The organism is Microbacterium sp. AK031, from assembly GCF_024807145.1.
Taxonomy (GTDB): domain Bacteria; phylum Actinomycetota; class Actinomycetes; order Actinomycetales; family Microbacteriaceae; genus Microbacterium.
Genome location: NZ_JANUCA010000006.1, coordinates 69,937 through 90,550, shown reverse-complemented (window position 1 = coordinate 90,550; position 20,614 = coordinate 69,937). Strand labels below are relative to the sequence as shown.

General features: G+C 65.5%; 20 protein-coding genes. 10 read left to right on the top strand and 10 right to left on the bottom strand.

The window, feature by feature from the left end; genetic code table 11:
• The 3 genes from hutH to hutI are packed head-to-tail and all read left to right on the top strand — an operon-like array spanning position 1 to position 4,347.
• Positions 1-1,536: a histidine ammonia-lyase gene (gene hutH / locus HDC95_RS12170; protein ID WP_259063793.1), complete on the top strand. Its 1,536-nt coding sequence runs from the start codon at positions 1-3 to the stop codon at positions 1,534-1,536.
• Positions 1,529-3,190 carry a urocanate hydratase gene (hutU, locus tag HDC95_RS12165; protein ID WP_259063791.1) on the top strand — a complete coding sequence of 554 codons (1,662 nt, stop codon included), beginning with the start codon at positions 1,529-1,531 and terminating at the stop codon, positions 3,188-3,190. Before hutH ends, hutU begins: the two co-directional genes overlap by 8 nt.
• A complete protein-coding gene (gene hutI, locus HDC95_RS12160; protein WP_259063789.1) occupies positions 3,187-4,347 on the top strand; it encodes an imidazolonepropionase in 1,161 nt (386 codons plus the stop codon). Before hutU ends, hutI begins: the two co-directional genes overlap by 4 nt.
• A 47-nt stretch (positions 4,348-4,394) precedes the next feature.
• On the opposite strand, the gene HDC95_RS12155 is transcribed toward hutI, so the two are convergent.
• From HDC95_RS12155 to HDC95_RS12135, 5 genes are all read right to left on the bottom strand, one after another.
• On the bottom strand, positions 4,395-4,769 hold the full coding sequence (locus tag HDC95_RS12155) for a hypothetical protein (protein ID WP_259063787.1): 375 nt from the start codon (positions 4,767-4,769) through the stop codon (positions 4,395-4,397).
• Complete coding sequence (locus HDC95_RS12150) at positions 4,766-5,035, bottom strand: hypothetical protein (RefSeq protein ID WP_259063786.1); 270 nt, start codon at positions 5,033-5,035, stop codon at positions 4,766-4,768. The genes HDC95_RS12155 and HDC95_RS12150 overlap by 4 nt, the downstream gene beginning before the upstream one ends.
• Positions 5,032-5,265, bottom strand: coding sequence for a hypothetical protein (locus tag HDC95_RS12145; RefSeq protein ID WP_259063785.1), 234 nt, complete (start codon positions 5,263-5,265; stop codon positions 5,032-5,034). Before HDC95_RS12145 ends, HDC95_RS12150 begins: the two co-directional genes overlap by 4 nt.
• Positions 5,266-5,354: 89 nt before the next feature.
• On the bottom strand, positions 5,355-6,257 hold the full coding sequence (locus tag HDC95_RS12140) for an agmatinase family protein (RefSeq protein ID WP_259063784.1): 903 nt from the start codon (positions 6,255-6,257) through the stop codon (positions 5,355-5,357).
• 1 nt (position 6,258) lies between these two features.
• Positions 6,259-7,536 carry a DUF445 domain-containing protein gene (locus HDC95_RS12135; RefSeq protein ID WP_259063783.1) on the bottom strand — a complete coding sequence of 426 codons (1,278 nt, stop codon included), beginning with the start codon at positions 7,534-7,536 and terminating at the stop codon, positions 6,259-6,261.
• 57 nt (positions 7,537-7,593) lie between these two features.
• Here HDC95_RS12135 and HDC95_RS12130 point away from each other — a divergent pair, with 57 nt between their 5' ends.
• Positions 7,594-7,866 carry a metal-sensitive transcriptional regulator gene (locus tag HDC95_RS12130; protein ID WP_259063782.1) on the top strand — a complete coding sequence of 91 codons (273 nt, stop codon included), beginning with the start codon at positions 7,594-7,596 and terminating at the stop codon, positions 7,864-7,866.
• Here HDC95_RS12130 and HDC95_RS12125 read toward each other — a convergent pair whose 3' ends face one another.
• Genes HDC95_RS12125 through HDC95_RS12110 form a run of 4 tightly spaced genes read right to left on the bottom strand, consistent with a single transcriptional unit; the run spans position 7,867 to position 11,934 of the window.
• Positions 7,867-9,024: an acyl-CoA dehydrogenase family protein gene (locus tag HDC95_RS12125; protein WP_259063781.1), complete on the bottom strand. Its 1,158-nt coding sequence runs from the start codon at positions 9,022-9,024 to the stop codon at positions 7,867-7,869. It lies immediately after the preceding gene.
• The gene (locus HDC95_RS12120; RefSeq protein WP_259063780.1) at positions 9,021-9,779 is read right to left on the bottom strand and encodes an alpha/beta fold hydrolase; all 759 of its coding nucleotides are present in this window, start codon (positions 9,777-9,779) and stop codon (positions 9,021-9,023) included. The genes HDC95_RS12125 and HDC95_RS12120 overlap by 4 nt, the downstream gene beginning before the upstream one ends.
• Before the next feature lie 20 nt (positions 9,780-9,799).
• Positions 9,800-10,726, bottom strand: coding sequence for a sugar kinase (locus HDC95_RS12115; protein ID WP_259063779.1), 927 nt, complete (start codon positions 10,724-10,726; stop codon positions 9,800-9,802).
• Entirely contained in the window at positions 10,723-11,934 is a 1,212-nt protein-coding gene (locus HDC95_RS12110) for an MFS transporter (protein ID WP_259063778.1), read from the bottom strand. The genes HDC95_RS12115 and HDC95_RS12110 overlap by 4 nt, the downstream gene beginning before the upstream one ends.
• Positions 11,935-12,299: 365 nt before the next feature.
• Between HDC95_RS12110 and nrdH the strand changes: the two genes are divergently transcribed.
• The 4 genes from nrdH to nrdF are packed head-to-tail and all read left to right on the top strand — an operon-like array spanning position 12,300 to position 16,182.
• Complete coding sequence (nrdH, locus tag HDC95_RS12105; RefSeq protein WP_259063777.1) at positions 12,300-12,533, top strand: glutaredoxin-like protein NrdH; 234 nt, start codon at positions 12,300-12,302, stop codon at positions 12,531-12,533.
• A gap of 36 nt (positions 12,534-12,569) precedes the next feature.
• Positions 12,570-13,022 carry a class Ib ribonucleoside-diphosphate reductase assembly flavoprotein NrdI gene (nrdI, locus tag HDC95_RS12100; RefSeq protein ID WP_259063775.1) on the top strand — a complete coding sequence of 151 codons (453 nt, stop codon included), beginning with the start codon at positions 12,570-12,572 and terminating at the stop codon, positions 13,020-13,022.
• On the top strand, positions 12,986-15,163 hold the full coding sequence (nrdE, locus tag HDC95_RS12095) for a class 1b ribonucleoside-diphosphate reductase subunit alpha (protein ID WP_396652703.1): 2,178 nt from the start codon (positions 12,986-12,988) through the stop codon (positions 15,161-15,163). Before nrdI ends, nrdE begins: the two co-directional genes overlap by 37 nt.
• A 38-nt stretch (positions 15,164-15,201) precedes the next feature.
• On the top strand, positions 15,202-16,182 hold the full coding sequence (gene nrdF, locus HDC95_RS12090) for a class 1b ribonucleoside-diphosphate reductase subunit beta (RefSeq protein WP_259063771.1): 981 nt from the start codon (positions 15,202-15,204) through the stop codon (positions 16,180-16,182).
• A 1,138-nt stretch (positions 16,183-17,320) separates the two neighbouring features.
• Here nrdF and HDC95_RS12085 read toward each other — a convergent pair.
• Positions 17,321-18,073 (bottom strand): IclR family transcriptional regulator, encoded by a 753-nt coding sequence (locus HDC95_RS12085; protein ID WP_259063770.1) that lies wholly within the window; start codon positions 18,071-18,073, stop codon positions 17,321-17,323.
• A gap of 246 nt (positions 18,074-18,319) precedes the next feature.
• Between HDC95_RS12085 and HDC95_RS12080 the strand changes: the two genes are divergently transcribed.
• Together HDC95_RS12080 and HDC95_RS12075 are read left to right on the top strand one after the other, a co-directional pair.
• Positions 18,320-19,624, top strand: a complete 1,305-nt coding sequence (locus HDC95_RS12080) for an ABC transporter substrate-binding protein (RefSeq protein ID WP_259063769.1) — start codon at positions 18,320-18,322, stop codon at positions 19,622-19,624.
• Entirely contained in the window at positions 19,614-20,564 is a 951-nt protein-coding gene (locus tag HDC95_RS12075) for a carbohydrate ABC transporter permease (RefSeq protein WP_259063768.1), read from the top strand. Before HDC95_RS12080 ends, HDC95_RS12075 begins: the two co-directional genes overlap by 11 nt.
• Positions 20,565-20,614: the final 50 nt, after the last annotated feature.

The window sequence follows — 20,614 nt, the reverse complement described above, 5'->3', positions numbered from 1 at the left end:
ATGAGTGATTCTGTCGTCATCGGCGCCGCGCCGCTGTCACCCGGAGATGTCGTCGCCGTAGCCAGGCACGGCGTTCCCGTCGCCCTCGATGGGGGTGCACTCGGTCGCGTCGCCGAGACCCGTGGCGTGATCGACGCGCTCGCCGCGGATCCGAATCCGCATTACGGCGTATCCACCGGATTCGGTGCACTCGCCACCACGTTCATCGCGCCGGAGCGGCGCCATCAGCTGCAGGCCAGCCTCATCCGCTCGCACGCGGCCGGTACCGGCGCCGAGGTGGAGACCGAGGTGGTTCGCGCCCTGCAGCTGCTGCGACTGCAGACTCTCGCCTCTGGCCGCACGGGCGCGAGGCCCGTGGTCGCCGAGACGTACGCGGCGATGCTGAACGTCGGCATCACCCCTGTCGTGCGGGAGTACGGCTCACTCGGCTGCTCCGGCGACCTCGCTCCGCTCGCGCACATCGCGCTCGCCGCGATCGGTGAAGGAGATGTGCGTGATGCGTCCGGCGCTCTCGTCCCGGCATCCGACGCTCTCACCGACGCCGGTATCGAGCCGCTCGTGCTGGTCGAGAAGGAGGGCCTCGCCCTCATCAACGGCACCGATGGGATGCTGGGGATGCTGCTGCTCGCGCTGCACGACCTCGAGATGCTGCTCACGACCGCAGACGTCGCCGCGGCGATGTCGATCGAGAGCCAGTTCGGCACGGATGCCGTGTTCGCGGCCGACCTCATGGCACTGCGTCCGCAGACAGGACAGGCGCTGTCCGCGGCGAATCTGCGAGCGTTCCTCGCCGATTCTCCGATGGTCGCCAGTCACGCCGGCCCTGAGGACGGCCGCGTGCAGGACGCCTACTCGCTGCGCTGCTCGCCGCAGGTGCATGGCACGGCCCGCGACACCATGGAGCACGCAACGAACATCGCCACCCGCGAGCTCGCCAGCGTCATCGACAACCCGGTCATCACGTTCGACGGGCGCATCGAGTCGAACGGCAACTTCCATGGGGCGCCCGTCGCGGCAGTGCTCGACTTCCTCGCGATCAGTGTCGCCGATGTCGCCAGCATCTCCGAGCGCCGTACCGACCGCGCGCTCGATCCGGCGCGCAGTCGCGGTCTGCCACCGTTCCTCGCCCATGAGGTTGGCGTCGATTCCGGCCTCATGATCGCGCAGTATGCCGCCGCGGGGATCGTCTCCGAACTGAAGCGCCTCGCCGTTCCGGCATCCGTGGACTCCATCCCCTCATCCGCAATGCAGGAGGACCACGTGTCGATGGGGTGGGCCGCGGCACGCAAGCTCCGCCGCGCGATCGACGGCCTGACCCGCGTGCTCGCGATCGAAGTGCTCACCGCGGCGCGTGCGCTCGATCTGCGTGCGCCCCTGAAAGCCGGGCCCGCCACCGGAGCCGTCCGCGACCAGGTGCGCACCGTCGCCGACGGCCCTGGGCCCGATCGCTTCCTCTCGCCGGAGATGGAAGCCGTCACCGAACTCGTCCGGTCGGGCGCTGTGGCCCGGACAGCGAAGGAGAACGCACATGTCTGACACCACCACAGGATCACGCGTCGTCAGGGCTGGGCGCGGCCCCGAGCTAACCGCGAAGAGCTGGGGAGCTGAGGCCGCCAAGCGGATGCTGATGAACAACCTCGACCCCGAGGTCGCCGAGCACCCGGAAGAGCTCGTCGTATACGGCGGCACCGGCCGCGCCGCACGTTCGTGGGAGGCGTACGACGCGATCGTCCGCACGCTCGACGAGCTCGAGCCGGACGAGACGCTGCTCGTGCAGTCGGGGAAGCCGGTGGGCGTGTTCCGCACCAACGAATGGGCGCCGCGCGTGCTGATCGCGAACTCGAACCTCGTCGGCGACTGGGCCACGTGGCCGGAGTTCCGCCGACTCGAGGCGCTGGGGCTGACGATGTACGGGCAGATGACGGCCGGCTCGTGGATCTACATCGGCACGCAGGGCATTCTGCAAGGCACGTACGAGACGTTCGTCGCGGTTGCGCGTTCGCTGGGACGGGAATCGCTCGCCGGAACGCTCACCCTCACCGGTGGCGCCGGCGGCATGGGCGGTGCCCAGCCGCTGGCGGTCACGATGAACGATGGGGTCGTGCTCATCGCCGACGTCGACGAGACACGCCTCGCGCGCCGCGTCGAGCACGGCTACCTCGACGAATACACCGCCGATCTCGACACCGCGGTGGCGCGCGTCCTCGCAGCCAAAGATGCCGGTGAGGCGCTTTCGGTCGGGGTCGTCGGCAACGCCGCTGAGATCTTCCCCGAGTTGCACGGCCGCGGCATCCCGATCGACATCGTGACCGACCAGACCAGCGCGCACGACCCGCTGGCCTACCTGCCGGTCGGCATCTCCGTCGAGGCATGGAAGGGCGAGGCTGAGCGGGATCCGGAGGAGTTCACTCGCCGTTCGCGGGAATCGATGGCTGCGCACGTGGCCGCGATGGTGGGATTCCAGGATGCCGGTGCCGCGGTCTTCGACTATGGGAACTCCATCCGTCGGGAGGCGCAGCTCGGCGGATTCGCGCGTGCCTTCGAATTCCCCGGCTTCGTTCCCGCGTACATCCGGCCGCAGTTCGAGGAAGGACGAGGGCCGTTCCGCTGGGCGGCGCTCTCCGGCGACCCGGAGGACATCTACAAGACCGATCGAGCCATTGCCGAGCTCTTCCCCGAAGATGCGGCTCTGCACCGCTGGCTCGAGAAGGCGGGCGAGAAGGTGCACTTCGAGGGGCTTCCTGCGCGCATCTGCTGGCTCGGATACAAGGAACGCCACCTCGCCGGTCTCAAGTTCAACGAGATGGTGGCCTCGGGAGAACTGAAGGCGCCGATCGTTATCGGCCGCGACCACCTCGATTCGGGCTCCGTCGCCTCTCCGTACCGCGAGACCGAGGCCATGAAGGACGGCTCGGATGCCATCGCCGACTGGCCGTTGCTGAACGCCCTCCTCAACACGGCATCCGGTGCGTCGTGGGTGTCGCTGCACCACGGCGGAGGGGTCGGCATCGGTCGCAGCATCCATGCCGGCCAGGTATGCGTCGCAGACGGCACCGCGCTCGCAGCGGAGAAGCTCGAGCGCGTGCTCATCAACGACCCGGGCACCGGTGTCATGCGCCATGTCGACGCCGGCTATGAGCACGCACGCGACATCGCACGTGAGCGGGGACTGAAGGTGCCGATGCTATGAGCACTCTCATCACGAACATCGGGGAACTGACGACGAGCACCGAGGCCGGCGTGCTGCACGATGCCGCGGTACTGGTCGAAGACGGGCGGATCGCATGGGTAGGGGGGGCGGTGGATGCTCCCCGCTCACGCGCCGCTGAGTTCGTCGATGCGGGAGGCCGAGCCCTCATTCCGGGCTTCGTCGACAGCCACAGTCATCTCGTGTTCGCCGGAGACCGGGCCGCCGAGTTCGAGGCGCGCATGGCCGGGCAGAAGTATGCCGCCGGCGGCATTCGCTCCACGGTCGCCGCCACGCGCGCGGCGAGCGAGGATGAGCTGCGTGCACGGCTTCGCGGATTCGTGGACGAACTGCTTGCCCAGGGCACCACCACGGTGGAGATCAAGAGCGGCTACGGCCTCACTGTCGACGACGAGGAGCGTCTGGTGCGCCTCGCGGCCGAGGTCACCTCGGAGGTCACATTCCTGGGCGCGCATGTCGTCCCGTCGGAGTACGCCGATCGCTCTGACGAGTATGTGGGCCTGGTCACCGGTCCCATGCTGGATGCGTGCGCTCCGCATGCACGATGGATCGACGTGTTCTGCGAGACGGGTGCGTTCAGCGTGGAGCAGTCCAGGAGAGTGCTGGAAGCGGGAATCGCGCGTGGGCTCTCACCGCGGGTGCACGCGAGCCAGCTCGGCCCAGGAGGCGGTGTGAAGCTCGCCGTCGAACTCGGAGCGGCATCCATCGACCACGGCACGTACCTGACCGACTACGATGTCGCGGCCCTCGCGGCGTCGGACACTGTGCTGACGCTGCTGCCCGGCGTAGAGTTCTCCACGCGGCAGCCCTACCCGGATGCGCGTCGCCTCATCGACGACGGCGTGACGGTCGCGCTCGCCTGCGACACCAACCCCGGCTCGAGCTTCACCTCGTCCATGCCGTTCTGCATCGCGATCGCCGTGCGAGACATGGGCATGACGCCGACCGAAGCTCTCTGGGCGGCGACAGCGGGGGGAGCGCGTGCCCTGCGCCGAGACGACATCGGCATCATCGCGGCAGGATCGCGAGCCGACCTCGTGCTGCTCGACGCGCCGACCCACGTGCACCTCGCCTATCGGCCGGGCGTACCCCTGGTCTCCCGCGTCTGGAAGGACGGGATCGTCAGGTTCGGCGGGTGAAGGCGATGCCATGCTGTGGCGCCGCGGCCGCCAGCATCTGAGGCCAGTCAGGCGACGGGCACCGCCGACCATTCGATCGCTGTACACGTCAGCATGCCGAACAGTGCGACAGCGGCCATGGCGAGCATCAGCACGGCCATGATCCGCAGCCGGCGCTCGCGATCTTCCACCGTCCACCGGCTCACCAGGAGCGCGGCATACAGGGCGATCACGAGGATCGCGGTGATCCAGGCGACCGGCGCAGACTGCCGTGGAGCCACGACAGTGAGAAGGCTCAGCGGCACGAGGCAGATCAGCGCGAACAGACCGGCGACCACGATCCAGATCGTGCCGTCCGACGACCGCAGTGCCGGCTGATTCGCCATGAGCGTGGGGTCATTGCGCTCTTCCCGCCGGCGCCATCGCACGTCCACCTTGATCACACCCGATCGACGATCTGATCCTCGCCGGACATGCGTGCGCAGTGCGCGCAGCAGAAGATCTGCCCGTCGGCTTCGACTCCGTGCCCCAGCACCTTGCATCCGCAACGCTCGCACTCCGGAGCCATCGCGTGGATCGCGCACTCGAAGCTGTCGAACGTGCCGACCTTGCTGCCCGTGTTGACCGTGAACGAACGGTCATAGACGTTCCCACAGACGTCGCAGGTCGCCGTGAACGTGCCGACGGCGTCCGGTTGTGTCGTGGTCACGACGACCCGTCCTCGTGGAGACGTGCACGCAGCAGCTGCTTGCCCTGGTCACCTGCCTTGAGGCTGTTGTGCTGGATCTTGCGGAACCACTCTGCGAGTTCCGAATCACCCTCGCGTTCGGCGTCTTCGATGTAGGTCTGCATCGACCACGCGTTGCGCAGAGACGCCTCCAGCACGCAGACGAGGTTGTAATTCTTGTCCTTCAAAGCGGACGCGGGCGTTGCGCTCATGAACCTCTCCCTCGGTAGATGTCCTCAGGATCGATCGCGCCTCCTCTGCTCAGAAAGGGGGTGGCGTCCGCGCGGCCGCAGGCGTATCGTCATCGTGTGCGGGTTCTGTTCGCCCGACCCGCAAGCAGTTCCAGCACGCACAGCGCGGCAAGGCGCACCGTTCGGCCGTCTTCGGCATCGGCCGTCGCATCCACCTCCGCGATGTCGGCGCTGACCACCCGGGAATCCGAGGCGATGGCACGCGAGAGTGCACGAAGCTCCCACGCGGCAAGCCCACCGGGAACGCTCGCAGGGCAGCCAGGAGCAACGCTTCGGTCGCACACGTCCACATCGATGTCGAGGTGGATGCGGCCGTCGCCGGAGCCCGCGACCTCCAGCGCCTCGCCCACCACATCGTCGATCCCGCGCCGCCGGACCTCGTCGAGAGCGATCACCCGGATGCCCCAGTCCGCGGCGCGCTGCGCATAATGCGAGGAGTTCGCGAAGTCGGCGATTCCGATCTGCACGATACGCGCCGGATCGATCCGTGACCCCTCAGGTGCGTCCTCGATCAGGCGACGCACTGGCGACCCGTTGGAGATGCCGTCGCGCAGATCGAAGTGCGCGTCGAAGGTGATGAGGCCGGTGGTATCGGCACCGAGCGCGACCGGGTAGGTGAGCGAGTTGTCGCCGCCGAGCGCGATGACGAATGCCGGCGCCAGCTCGCGCATGCGCGCGATGACGGATGCGATGCCCTCGTCGCCGTCGGGCTCATGGATGTCTCCGGCATCGGCGATCCGCAATGCACCGTTCAGATCGATCGCGGGCGGGCCGATGAGAGAAGGACTGTACCGAAGCAATGCCTCGCGGATGGCGGACGGCGTCCGGTGCGCGCCAGTCGGAGAGAGGGATGTCCGCCAGGTGGGAACGCCGAGGATGACGGCATCCGCCGACTGCTCGAACGCCGGCCAGACCCCGGCGCGTGGCCACAGGGGATCGTGTGAGAGTGCCATGTCAGACTCCAGGGATCAGTGCATGTGCGATCGAGAAGATAGCCAGGCCGGCGAGGGCGCCGACCACGGTGCCGTTCAGGCGGATGTACTGCAGATCGCGCCCGACCATCAGCTCGATCTTCTCGGTCGTCTCGGCCGGATCCCACCGCTCGACCGTGTCGGTGATGATCGACGCGATGTCGTGCCGGTAGCGATCGACGAGGAACACTGCGGCCTCTGACACCCAGGTGTCGACGCGGGTCTGCAGCGCAGCATCCGTCGTCAGCCGCTCGCCGACTTCCTGCAGGGCCCGCGCGGCGCGCACGCGCAACCCGCTCGCGGGGTCGGCGAGGGCCGTCAGCAGACCTGCTTTCGCGGTGTTCCATGCCTCGGCCGCCAGCGCTCCGACCCGGGGGCTGTCGAACAGCGAGGCCTTCGCGTTCTCGAGCTTCGCGCGCGTCGCGGGGTCGTGCTGCAGATTGTCGGCGAGGCGTGCCAGATACCCGTCGATCGCGAGACGCGCCGGATGCTGCGGGTCGGCCTGCACAGCATGGACGAACTTGACGGCCTCGTGATAGACGGTCTCGTCGACGAAGCGGTGCGCGAGCCGCGGCACCCACGCGGGGAGCCGGCGGGAGACGAGTCCCGTGAAGGACTCCGCGTTGGAGTCCAGCCACGTCGCGATGCTGTCTGCGGCGAGATCGACCGCGCCGTGGTGGGCATCGGCGTGGACGATCTTCTCCAGCCACACGCCTGCGGGAGGACCCCACTCCGGCTGCACCAGATGCTCGCGGGCGAGATCGGTGATGAGATCGCGCACGTCATCGTCGCTGAGCGCGTTCAGCACGGCTGTCGCGATCGTCGCCCCCTCGGCCGCGACCCGTTCGGCGTGCGGCCGCTGCTGCAGCCAATCGCCGGCGCGCCGGGCGATCGCGGTTGTGGCGAGCTTCGTGCGTACGACGTCTGCGGCGAGGAAGTTCGTCTCGACGAACTCGCCGAGCGTGCGGCCGATCTCGTCCTTGCGGTTGGGGATGATCGCAGTGTGCGGGATGGGCAGGCCGAGCGGACGACGGAACAGCGCGGTGACGGCGAACCAGTCCGCGAGCGCTCCGACCATGCCGCCCTCGGCAGCCGCGCGGACGTAACCGAGCCAGCCCAGGCGCTCCTGGAACGCGAACGCGATGACGAAGACGACCGCCATGAAGACCAGTGCGCCGATCGCGATCGCCTTCATGCGGCGCAGGGCGCGCAGACGCTCCTGATCGGCGGGGGAGAGCAGGGCCATCGGGGTGCGCGGCATGTGTGTCATCCTCGCATGCACATGCCGTGCGTCGGTGGACCGGGGTAGCCTCGAATCGTGATCGAAGACATCAAAAAGCGTGCTCTGCACCGAACCAGCATCCTCGAAGGTCAGCTGCGCGGGGTCGCCAGGATGATCGAGAACGAGGAGTACTGCATGGACATCATCACGCAGTCCCGCGCCATCCAGAAGTCACTGGAATCCCTCAACCGTCTTCTTCTCGAGAATCATCTGCGCACGCACGTGACGCACATGTTCGAAGAGGGCGGCGAACAGCGGGAGCAGGCCGTCGGGGAACTGCTGAAGGCGTTCGACTTCGACCGGAGGTGATCAGCCCTCGAGCGGACCGAGCAGTGCGCTCGCTGCCGTCGCGTGCGCCGACTCAGGATCGGACGGGTGGAACATGCCCGCCAGCACGTCGCGGTACAGCCGCGAGAGTTCGTTCGAGGAGAAGTACGATCCACCGCCGGCGGTGAGGATCGCCTGATCGACTACGTCCTTCGCCATCACCACCGCACGGTGCTTGACGCCGGACAGCAGCGTGAACCAGCGGGTGCCGTTGTCGGCCTGCTCGTCGACGTCGCGTGCGAGCGCCGCGATCTGCGGGGGAAGGGCATCGTATGCGAGGCTCATCCCTGCGATGCGCCAGCGGATGTCGGGATCCTGACTGTACGCCAGCCCGGTCTTCTTCGACGTCCGCTGCTGCACGGTCAGGACGGCGAGATCCAGGGCGCGGCGGGCGATACCGGTGTACACCGACGCGAGCAGCAGCTCGAAGACGCTGAAGATGCCGAAGATGATCGGATCGGGCCCCGGACCCGGATCGATACGGCGCACCACGTGCTCGGGCGCGGCAGCTGCGCCGTTCAGCCGTGTGGTGCGGCTCTGCGTCGCGCGCATCCCGAGAGTGTCCCAGTCATCGCTCGTGGTGACCGCATCCGTGCGATCTATGAATGCGAACACGAGCTTGGGTGCGTCAGGGCTCGTGGTGTCGAGGCCGTGCAGTCCGAGCTTCGTCCACACCGGCGCGAGAGACGTGAAGATCTTCGTGCCGGTGAATGTGTACCTGCCGTCGCCCTGCGGCACAGCCGCGGTGTCGCTTCCGAAGAGCACCAGGTCGTTGCCGCCCTCGCTGATGCCGAACGCGAATACCTCTCCTCGGGCGGCGCCGTCCTGCACGAACTCCAGGCCGGGCACGCCGCGGTCGCTGAAGACCTTCGCGACGCCGGTCCACACCAGGTGCATGTTGATCGCCAGGGCGGTGGCGGGTGCGGCTGTGGCCAATCGCTGCTGCAGGATCGCGGCCTGCTCGAGACCGAGGCCCGCGCCGCCACGAGCGGTCGGGACGAGGATCTTCAGGTACCCCGCATCCCGCAGCTCCGCCAGATCCCGATCGGGGAAGGTGTTCTCACGATCATGGATAGGCGCGCGCTCACGGATGCGGTCCAGCAGGTCGTCAGGCAGGAACTGGGCGGGGTCGAAGCTCATGCGATTGCCTCCAGCAATTGGCGGACGGTCTCATCGGGCTTGTCGCGGTGCGGGGAGTGACCGGCTCCCGCGACGATCGACATCGAGATGCGCTCGTTGGATGCGATCACCGCGTCTGCGGTCTTACCCGTGAACAGGCTGTACACCTCTGGATCGGCGGCGATGACATGCGTCGGCACGGCCAGGCGCGCAGCATCCGCTCGCACGTTCCACGGCTGGTTCTGCGCGCTGGTCTGCTCGACCGCCCACCCGCTCGCCCGCACCACGGCATCGACCTTCAGCTCGAGATCCTGGGGATGCCAGTGCGGATGCTCCTGCCGTACGACCTCGACGCGATTGTCGGCGAAGGCGCGTTCCTGACTGCGACGCACGATCGACGCGTCTTTCCCCTCGACGAGGATGGCCGGGTCGATGAGGACGAGTCTGTTCGTCCAGTGGGCATCGGATGCCGCGGCCACGGTGCTGGCCGCGCCGCCGAGCGAGTGCCCGATGACCGCGTCCCACGCACCGCCGCGAGCGGGGGAGAGGGCTGCGAGATCCGCGCCGTAGGCGCCGATCGTGTAATCGAGTGCGCGGGGCGCATCGCCGTGGCCGCGGAGGTCGACTGCGACGGCGTGCCACCCGGCATTCGCGAGCGCATCGCCCAGACGCCACATGAGAGCGGCGGAGGAGCCGAGCCCGTGCACGAGCAGAGCGGTGTTCCGGGCGTCGGGATCGCCCCAGGAGAGCTGAGGGAGCTGTACCGGAGCAGGCATGCCCTCAGCCTACGAGGGGTTCAGGAGATGGGCGGCATGTCAGCGGCGATCGTGAGCACGCGCTCTGCCGCGACGTGCCCCGCGGACAGACGCTCGGCGAGAGGCCTGCCCTCCAAAGTCGCGGCGAGGAAGCCGCTGGCGAACGCATCACCGGCTCCGACCGGCTCGACGACCTCGACCACGGGGGCGGGGACGAAGACGGGCTCGGCATCGCCCTCGAATGCCGTGGCGCCCACATCACCGTCTTTCACGACGAGCAGAGCACAGTCCGGCAGGAAGGCCCTGATCTCCTCGGCCGTCGACGTGCCCCAGATGCGTTCGGCCTCGTCGCGCCCGACCAGTGCGATGTCGGCGGCGTTCGCCAGCCGGGCGAGAGTGGCCGCGGCATCCTCCATCGACCACAGCGCGCGACGATCGTTCACGTCGAACGACACCAGCGCGCCGGCGGTGCGCGCGTCCTCGAACAGGCGGTCGACCATGTCACTGGTGGAGGGGGAGAGCGCGGGGGTGATGCCGGTGGTGTGCACGATCCGCACACCCGTGAGCTGATCGACGGACAGATGCCCCGGCGCCATGCGAGAGGCGGCCGAGCCGCGGCGGTAGTAGTAGACGGACGACCCCTCGGCTGCCGGGTCCTTGAACATGACGCCGGTGGGGGCGTCTTGATCGAGCTCGACCCACAGCTCGACGCCGCGCCGGGCGAGCTCGGCGGAGATACGCGCGCCGAGCGGGTCATCGCCGAGACGCGATGCCCAGGCCGCACTGTGGCCTGCGGCGGCGAGCCCCGCGGTGACGTTCGACTCGGCCCCGGCGAGCCCCAGTGAGGCCGCGTGCGCCTGGGACAGCGCGCCATCCGTCGGCGTGACCAGCGCCATGGTCTCGCCGACGCACACGACCTCTGGGGGAGTGCTTGGCGTGCGTGTGACTTGAAGAGAAGAGGTGCTCATGAAGGGTGGACCGCCACTGGTTCGGTGTCAGGAAAGGGACTGGGGTCGCGATCGCGCAGATCGGGCAGAGCCCGGACGAAGATCACGGAGACCATCACACCGACGATAGCGAACAGCACGGCCGCCAGATACGCGCCCTGTGCTCCGCCAGTGCCGTCGACGAGGAATCCTGCGATGGCGGAGCCGGCGGCCGCGCCGATCAGCTGGCCGGTCCCGGCCCACCCGAATGCCTCCGCGGTCTCGCTGAACTTCACGCTCGCGGTCGTGATGGCGAAGAGCACGGCGAGGGCAGGGGCGACACCGAGTCCGGCGAGGAAGAGCGCCCCGCCCAGCCAGTAGGCGTTGAGCATGACCATGGTGAGGGTGAGGCCCACGGTGACGATGAGCAGGCGCCGCGCCATCGCCCACGGACCGACGGGGATGTGGCCGAACGACAGCCCGCCCACCAGGCTGCCACCGGCGAAGATGGCGAGCACGACTCCGGCCTCGAGACTGCCGTGCTCGAAGGTGGCGACGACGCCGACCTCCACTGCCGAACACGCACCGATCAGGAGGAAGCCGATGGCGGTGGCCAGGGCGACCGGGGGCTTGAGAAGTACGCGCCCCAGAGCCCTGCGGCTGCGGGGGATGCGTACCCGACCCACTTCAGGGCTGAGGATGAACCATCCGCAGCCGAGCACGAGGACGATCGCGACGAGCACGAGACCCTCGGTCGTGCCGACCTGCGTGGAGACCAGTGTGATGACGACCGGCGCCAGGATCCAGATGATCTCCTGCAGCGAGGCATCGAGCGAGAAGAGCGGCGTCAGCTGAGAGGAGTTGACCAGTTTCGGGTAGATGGTGCGCACGGCTGACTGAATAGGCGGGGTCGACAGGCCGGCGATGAACCCGAACGCCATGTAACCTGCCAGATTCAGAGGGAGCAGCCCGAGGGCCAGTACTGCGAGGGTGCAGATGGTGGCAGTCAGGGCGAGGACCCTGCGCATTCCCCACGCACCCATCCAGCGGCTCGTGACGGGGCCGGAGACGGCCTGACCCACAGACGTCGAGGCGAGGACGAGGCCGGCGGCGCCATAGGAGCCGGTCTGCTGTTCGACATGCAGCAGGATCGCCAGCGACGCCATGCCGCTGGGGAAGCGTGCGGTCAGCTGAGCGGCGATCATGCGCCCCACCCCTGGGGTGCGAAGAAGGTCCCGATATCCCGCCACGAGACAACGGTACTCGGGTCGCCGGAGGTGCTGCGCAGGTCCGCGCACACGACACGCCGCGACACGCCGACCAACTCTCTCCACAGGTAATCGGATGTCCGAACCCGCGCGTAGCGTGCCACCTGTGGATGGATTTGCGATGACCACCTGAGAACCGCGAGATCATGCGCTTCGCGACCCTCGAAAAGAGGTCGCGATCTGTGGATGAAACGGTGGACAACCTGTGTTGTATCAGTGGAGAGCGGTGGAAAACTACACGGATGTAACTACTATCCCTTGTGGTCACTCTCAATGTCCGTACCTATATGTAGTATTGAAGTCCCGGCGGGGGGTCTGCCGGAAAACTAAGATCTGAGGGGAAAGAAATGTCGATCACGGTCTACACCAAGCCTTCGTGCGTTCAGTGCAACGCGACGTATCGCGCGCTGGATGCGAAGGGCATCGAATACGAGATTCACGACGTCTCTGAAGACGCCACGGCACTCGAACACGTCAAGTCGCTCGGGTACCTGCAAGCACCCGTCGTCGTCACCGACGAGGACCACTGGTCGGGCTTCCGTCCCGACAAGATCGACGCTCTCGCCTCTCGTCTGGCGTAGGACCTTAGACGATCGCAGGAGCGAAAGGGGTGAGTCATGACAACAGTCGCGACGGCCACGCCGCTCCTGGTCTATTTCTCCAGCACCTCGGGCAATACGGCCAGGTTCATCGAGAAGCTCGGCCTGCCGGGGCAACGAATCCCACTGCACCGGGGTGACGGCGACCTCACGATCGACGAACCCTACGTGCTCGTCACTCCCACCTACGGCGGAGGCCAGGGCAGGGGTGAGGAGAAGGGGGCTGTACCCAAGCAGGTCATCCGGTTCCTCAACGACGAGGGCAACCGGCGCAACATCCGCGGAGTGATATCCGCAGGCAACACCAACTTCGGCGACTCCTTCGGCGTCGCCGGTGACATCATCAGCCGCAAGTGTCATGTGCCGCACTTGTACCGGTTCGAAGTATTCGGCACGCAGGACGACGTAGATCGCGTGAGCGACGGATTGGAACGATGGTGGGTATTGCAGTTGAAGAGCATGACGCAGTGACCGAGCAGGCCGCATTCAAGGCGAACGCTGCATACGAGGGCCTCGATTATCACGCCCTCAACGCGATGCTGAACCTCTACGACGCGGACGGCAAGATCCAGTTCGACGCCGACAAGCGCGCAGCGCGGGAGTACTTCCTGCAGCACGTGAACCAGAACACGGTGTTCTTCCACTCCCTCAAGGAGCGCCTGGACTACCTGGTCGAGAAGGAGTACTACGACGGCGCTCTGCTGGAGAAGTACTCCGACGAGTTCGTCCAGAAGCTCAACGACCTCGCCTACAGCAAGAAGTTCCGCTTCGAGACGTTCCTCGGCGCGTTCAAGTACTACACCAGCTACACGCTGAAGACGTTCGACGGCAAGCGCTACCTGGAGCGCTTCGAGGACCGCGTCGTGATGACGGCACTCGGGCTCGCCGATGGCGACGAGCAGGTCGCGATCAACCTCGTCGAGGAGATTATCTCCGGGCGCTTCCAGCCGGCGACCCCGACCTTCCTCAACGCAGGCAAGGCGCAGCGCGGCGAACTCGTCAGCTGCTTCCTGCTGCGCATCGAAGACAACATGGAGTCGATCTCGCGCGGCATCAACTCATCGCTGCAGCTCTCCAAGCGCGGCGGCGGCGTGGCTCTTCTGCTGTCGAACATCCGCGAGGCCGGCGCGCCGATCAAGCAGATCGAGAACCAGTCCAGCGGCATCATCCCGGTCATGAAGCTTCTTGAAGACAGCTTCAGCTACGCCAACCAGCTCGGTGCACGTCAGGGCGCCGGTGCGGTCTACCTCAACGCGCACCACCCCGACATCATGCGCTTCCTCGACACGAAGCGGGAGAACGCCGACGAGAAGATCCGCATCAAGACGCTGTCGCTGGGTGTCGTCGTTCCCGACATCACGTTCGAGCTCGCCAAGAACGGCGAGGACATGTACCTGTTCTCGCCGTACGACGTCGAGAAGGTCTACGGCGTCCCGTTCGGCGACATCTCGGTCACTGAGAAGTACCGCGAGATGGTCGACAACCCGCGCATCAAGAAAACCAAGATCAACGCGCGCGAGTTCTTCCAGACCATCGCCGAGATCCAGTTCGAGTCGGGCTACCCGTACATCATGTTCGAGGACACGGTGAACAAGGCGAACCCGATCAAGGGCCGTATCAACATGTCCAACCTCTGCAGCGAGATCCTGCAGGTGAACACACCGACCACGTACAACGACGATCTGTCGTACGACCAGATCGGCAAGGACATCTCGTGCAACCTCGGCTCGATGAACATCGCTCTGGCGATGGATGCCGATGACCTGGGCATCACCGTGGAGACGGCGATCCGCGGCCTGACCGCGGTGAGCAACCAGAGCCACATCTCCTCGGTGCGCTCCATCGAAGACGGCAACGACCGCTCGCACGCCATCGGCCTCGGCCAGATGAACCTGCACGGCTACCTCGCTCGCGAGCACGTGCACTACGGCTCCGAAGAGGGCATCGACTTCACGAACATCTACTTCTACACGGTGCTGTTCCACGCGCTGCGGGCATCGAATCTGCTGTCCATCGAGCGTGGCGTCGCCTTCGACGGCTTCGAGGACTCGACGTACGCGTCGGGGGAGTTCTTCGACAAGTACATCGACCGCGCGTGGGTGCCTGAGACCGAGAAGGTCAAGGAGCTCTTCGCGGGCAAGCACATCCCCACGCAGGAGGACTGGGCTGAGCTGAAGGCATCCATCCAGAAGCACGGCATCTACAACCAGAACCTGCAGGCTGTGCCGCCGACCGGCTCGATCTCCTACATCAACAACTCGACGAGCTCGATCCACCCGATCGCGTCGAAGATCGAGATCCGCAAGGAAGGCAAGCTCGGCCGCGTCTACTACCCGGCGCCGTTCATGACGAACGACAACCTGGAGTACTACCAGGACGCATACGAGATCGGCTACGAGAAGGTCATCGACACGTACGCCGCTGCCACCCAGCACGTCGACCAGGGCTTGTCGCTGACGCTGTTCTTCAAGGACACAGCCTCCACGCGCGACATCAACAAGGCGCAGATCTACGCATGGCGCAAGGGCATCAAGACGATCTACTACATCCGCCTCCGTCAGATGGCGCTCGAGGGCACGGACATGTCCGAGTGCGTCAGCTGCATGCTCTGATTCGCTGATCAGGGATTTTTGGAACAGAGAGAAATGCGATGACCCCCCCAGAGAAGCTCAAGTTGGTCGACCACGTGCAGGCGATCAACTGGAACCGCATCCAGGACGACAAGGACCTCGAAGTCTGGAACCGCCTGGTGAACAACTTCTGGCTGCCTGAGAAGGTGCCGCTGTCGAACGACGTGCAGTCGTGGAACACGCTGACGCCGGAAGAGCAGCTGCTCACTATGCGCGTCTTCACCGGCCTCACCCTGCTCGACACGATCCAGGGCACGGTCGGCGCTGTCTCGCTGATCCCTGACGCGATCACTCCGCACGAGGAGGCGGTGTACACCAACATCGCCTTCATGGAGTCTGTGCACGCGAAGAGCTACTCCTCGATCTTCTCGACGCTCGCGTCGACGAAGGAGATCGATGAGGCGTTCCGGTGGTCCACGGAGAACGCGAACCTTCAGAAGAAGGCGCAGATCATCATGGACTACTACCAGGGTGATGACCCGCTCAAGCGCAAGGTCGCCTCGACCCTGCTCGAGTCGTTCCTGTTCTACTCGGGCTTCTACCTGCCGATCCACTGGTCGTCCAAGGCGAAGCTCACGAACACGGCCGACCTCATCCGCCTCATCATCCGTGACGAGGCCGTGCACGGCTACTACATCGGTTACAAGTTCCAGAAGGGCCTCGAGAAGGAGACCCAGGAGCGCCGCGACGAGTTGAAGGACTACACCTTCAACCTGCTCTTCGAGCTCTACGACAATGAGGTGCAGTACACGCAGGACCTCTACGACGGGGTCGGTCTCACCGAAGACGTCAAGAAGTTCCTGCACTACAACGCCAACAAGGCGCTGATGAACCTCGGTTACGAGCCGATGTTCCCGTCCACCGTGACGAACGTGAACCCGGCGATCCTGTCCGCGCTCTCGCCGAATGCGGACGAGAACCACGACTTCTTCTCGGGTTCCGGTTCGTCGTACGTCATCGGCAAGGCCGAGGCCACCGAAGACGAGGACTGGGACTTCTAAGCGATAGATTTCGGATGTCAGGTGAAGGGATCTATCGCCCTATCCAAGATGATCCTGTCACCGGGACTTGATCCAACTGTGAAACCTGATGGCAAGAGCGGGGTGGCTCAGCAGCCCGAACTCGGCTACGCCGTGCCGTCGGGCGCGTGCCACAGCGTGCCACATCGTGTATTGAGCTGCGGGATAAATTCCTGATCAGAAGGTGTCCGTCGACTCCCGTCGCGCGGAGTGCTGCGGAGTGGCACGCCTGTCCACGTAAGTCCGCTCCTGACCAGGAAAGGGCGTGATGCGTTCCGCGCGAGCGACAGAGGCGGCGTCGATCCGGCGAGAGGCGTGGGGGAAGCCAGTGCAAGCTTCCATCGGTCGCTGGCAGGCGCGATGTCACGCCCCGGCGGGCAGACCTACATCGCGCGCACCGAGGATGACTACTCGAACGAGCTAAAGAGCGCCGCCGGTCGAAGGTCACGCTGACATCCGCGTCGTGCTGCTCTATCAGCACGCCACGCTGGAACGGGGTCGCGAGCTCGCTGACCGCATTAGCGATCGAGTCGCGGCCCGCGCTTGCGAGCGGTGCCGGCTCGGCCGCGCCGCGGGACGTGCGTGCTCACCTATGAGATGAGAGCGGATGCGAGAGGGGCAATCGAGATGGCCACCTACGATTCGGGCGATCGCACAGCGCGATCCCCGGTGTCTCTTGCGGTCGCTCTCGAGAGGCTCGGCATCTCGATCAAGACGCTTCGCCGCTGAATCTCAGAAGGAACCGTGCGCGGGTATCGCGTTGGTCGGCTCATCCGCGTCGACCTCGACGAACTCAGCGAGCACCTGGTCGTCGAGATTCCGACGATGCGCTGATCTTGAGTCAGGTCTCGCCACTTCAGCCGTGCTCGGATCCGCTTGGGTCTGAGCACGGTCGAGGTCGATGGGCGTGCACCGCGCACCTTCCTGCCATGAGCGAACGTGCAGGCTGACGCCGTCCTGGAACCCGATGCCGCCGACGTCACCCTCTCGGAGCTGAGGAGGGGTGTTCGGCGACGTCTTCGACACTGGATTCGCTGCGTCGGCGACTGGCTCGCATGAGCTCTTTGAATGACCGCGTCGGGCAGACGCTCGACGTTGGCATGTGTGGGAGACGTGGCTGTCAACGGGTGACTGTGCCGCTCCAACCGAGTTCGCGGGAGATCGAGTCGCGTGTACCTAGGATGAGAGGCAGCATTCGCTGCAATTGATCGACCGAAGCGATGGCCCGTAGAGACGTGAGCGATATCCCTGCGACGGCGTCGCCATTCCTATCGAACACGGGCACCGCGATGCAGGTGAGCCAATCTTCGAACTCGCCATCGTCGACTGCCCAGCCCCGGCGGCTGATCAGCTCATACTCCCTCGATAGCTGTTCTTCGCTTGTGATCGTCGTGGGAGTGTAACGCGCGTAATCGATCTTCCTCATCGCGAGCGCGCGTGCGCCAGCTGGGGCAAAGGCCACGAGGGCTTTGGCGACGGCGGCTGTGTGCAGCTGCGCCCTGGCGCCGATACGCGAGCGCATTTCCACATGCCCGCCACCGTCGAACTTGCCGATGTAGATGACGTCAGTCTCTACTCGCTCCGCGAGGTGGAGGTGTGACCGATGGTTGCTCAGGAGCTGCAGTTGTGGTCGGGCGACTTCACGCACGCTGATTGCGCCCAATGACTTTTGCATGATCGAGATGAGCTCGAACCCGGCAACCCATCGTCCTGAGGCCCCACGACGGGCGAATCCGCGCAGCTCTAGAGTCTGAACCAACCGAAGGGCAGTGGAGTGGTGAACGCCCAACTCGCGTGCCAGCGCGCTCGGGGATTGAGGGCTCGCCGAAAGCCGTGCGATCACGTCGAGTGCGCCGTCCACCGAGCTCGCCATGAGTCCTCCGATGATTAGGCGCCAACTGCGAAGCGTGTGCGCTCAGTGCACACGACACCGCGGTTACACGCGGTGTAGGCCCAGTCCAACCTCTCTCCCTCGTAGGTTCGCTGGAATACCGGTTGCGCACAGTAAAGAGCTATGCAAGAGTAGGTGCGCGCGGGGGTGCGTCCACTGCACTACTTGTTGCACTATCTGCAACCACAACGAAGTGAGCGCACAAGGCGCGCTCCGCAGAGGAGAGAAATGAAGAACACGAAACGACTCGTCGGTCTTGCGGCCGCGGTCTTGGTCGTCGGTAGCACGGCTGGGTGCACTGCAAGCGCGGGCGGCGCCGACGGCGATGGTGAGGTGACGGTGACGATCTTGAGCGGCACCATCGTGGAACAACCGGATGGAGAGGTCGAGCAGGCCATCGCCGACGCGTACATGGCCGAGAATCCGAATGTGACCATCGAGTTCATCGGGGTGCCCTCGAACGAGCTTCAGCCCAAACTCATCGCGATGGCGTCGAGTGGGACCCTGCCCGACATTTTCTTCAACAGTCCAGATTTCGCTCCGAAGTCAGTGGATTTGGGTGCACCCGCTGACCTCAATGAGGTCCTCGGCGCGGAGTTCGTCTCCGGTTTCGCCGAAAGTGGCATCGAGCAGGCGACGATCGACGATGCGATGGTGTTCGCCCCGTGGTATTCGATTCCCACCGGCTTGATCTACCGCGCCGACTGGTTCGATGAGGCAGGGTTGACACCGCCCGCCACTTGGGATGAGTTCACCGAGGTGGCGCAGGACCTGACAGGGGACACCGATGGCGATGGCGAGACTGACCGCTGGGGGGTCGCTCTCCTCGGTTCTGCCGATCTCTCGGGCGCCGGACGCTTCGTTCCCATCCTGAGATCGTTCGGCGCTACCGAGCTCGAAGTCGCGGACGATGGATGGGAGACCGCCTACGACTCGCCCGAGGCAGAAGCGGCATTCCAGCTCTATGGTGACCTGGTCAACAAGTACGAGGTCACACCCGTGGGGACTCTGAGCACTTCGTACCCAGAGGCCGTCAACCTCATGAGTAGCGACACGACAGCGATGATGGTGAGCGGATCGAACGCCATCGGTGCGATCATGGCGCAGAATCCCGATCTCGACGGCAAGCTTGCCGCTGTCCCGCTGCCGCACGCTCCGGGCCACAAGCCGGCGGCGAATCTGGGCTTGGGCGGCTACAGTATCAGCGAGACCAGTCAGAACAAAGAGGTGGCGGCCGACTATCTCAAGTTCCTCCTCAACGACGAGAACCAGGTGAAGTGGTCGGATGCCACCGGCCGGCTGCCGATGCGGACCGGCGCTCTGGAACAGATCACGGATGCAGGCGGCAGCCTCGCGGGATTCGTCGACGCGATCCCGTACGGCTATGCGCCTCCGCAGGCGACCTTCTACCCCGCAGTTCTGCTCGCCGGAACCGAGGCGTACCAGAGTGTGATCTTGGAGCAGTCGACGGCTGGAGAGTCGGGAGCGGAAGCGGCACGCGTCACAAGGGAAGAGATCGACAATGCCCGCTAGCCCGACTATCGCTCCGGCTTCGGCGCATACCGGCCCGCCCGCGTACAACAAGCGCGGGCGGGCGGGGGGTCGTTCTGCACGGGATGCCCTTGCCGGGCGGCTCTTTACGCTGCCCGTTCTGCTGGCCACGCTCGCGCTGGTGGCGTACCCGATCGTCTATGGCATGGCGCTGAGCTTTTTCGACACGAACCTCGTCAACCGGTGGGATTTCGTCGGGTTGGAGAACTATGCCCGGCTCGCGCAGGACCAGAGCTTCTACGAGTCCATCGGGATCACGTTCGCGTTCGCATTTCTCGTCGTGGCGGGAAACCTGGTGGTGGGCACCGGCCTTGCGTTGCTCTTGAACCGCGGGCTGCGGTTCACCACGTTCTTCCGCGTGGTGCTGATCCTGCCGTGGTTGTTCCCCGAGGTCGTCGTAGCGCTGATCTGGAAGTGGATGTACAACCCGATTTACGGGCTTTTCAATGCGAATCTTGAAGCGCTGGGGATCATCGACCAGCCTGTTGCGTGGCTCGACGACCCGAACCTCGCGCTCTTCGCCGTCGCTGTGGCCGCGATCTGGAAGGGCTATCCGCTGGTCATGATCCTCGTGCTCGCGGGGTTGCAGACCGTTCCGCGCGAGCTTTACGAAGCAGCCTCGCTCGATCGCGCCAGCGCCGCTCGGCAGTTCTGGCATGTGACGCTCCCCTCGATCCGTCCTGTCCTCCTGGCCGTGATCGTCTTGGAGACGGCGTGGTGGTTCAAACACTTCACCATCGTGTGGCTGCTGACGAACGGTGGTCCTGCTGGCGCGACGAACGTCGTGAGCATTGACATCTATCAGCGCGCCTTCAAGAGCTTCCAGTGGGGAGATGCCGCCGCCACGGCCGTGATCGTTCTCCTCATCTGTCTCGTCTTGAGCGGGATCTACCAGAAAGTCCTTCATCGTGACGACGAATAACGCAGTCCGTACAAGCAATGCCGTCGCATATGGGTTGCTTGCGTTCGCTT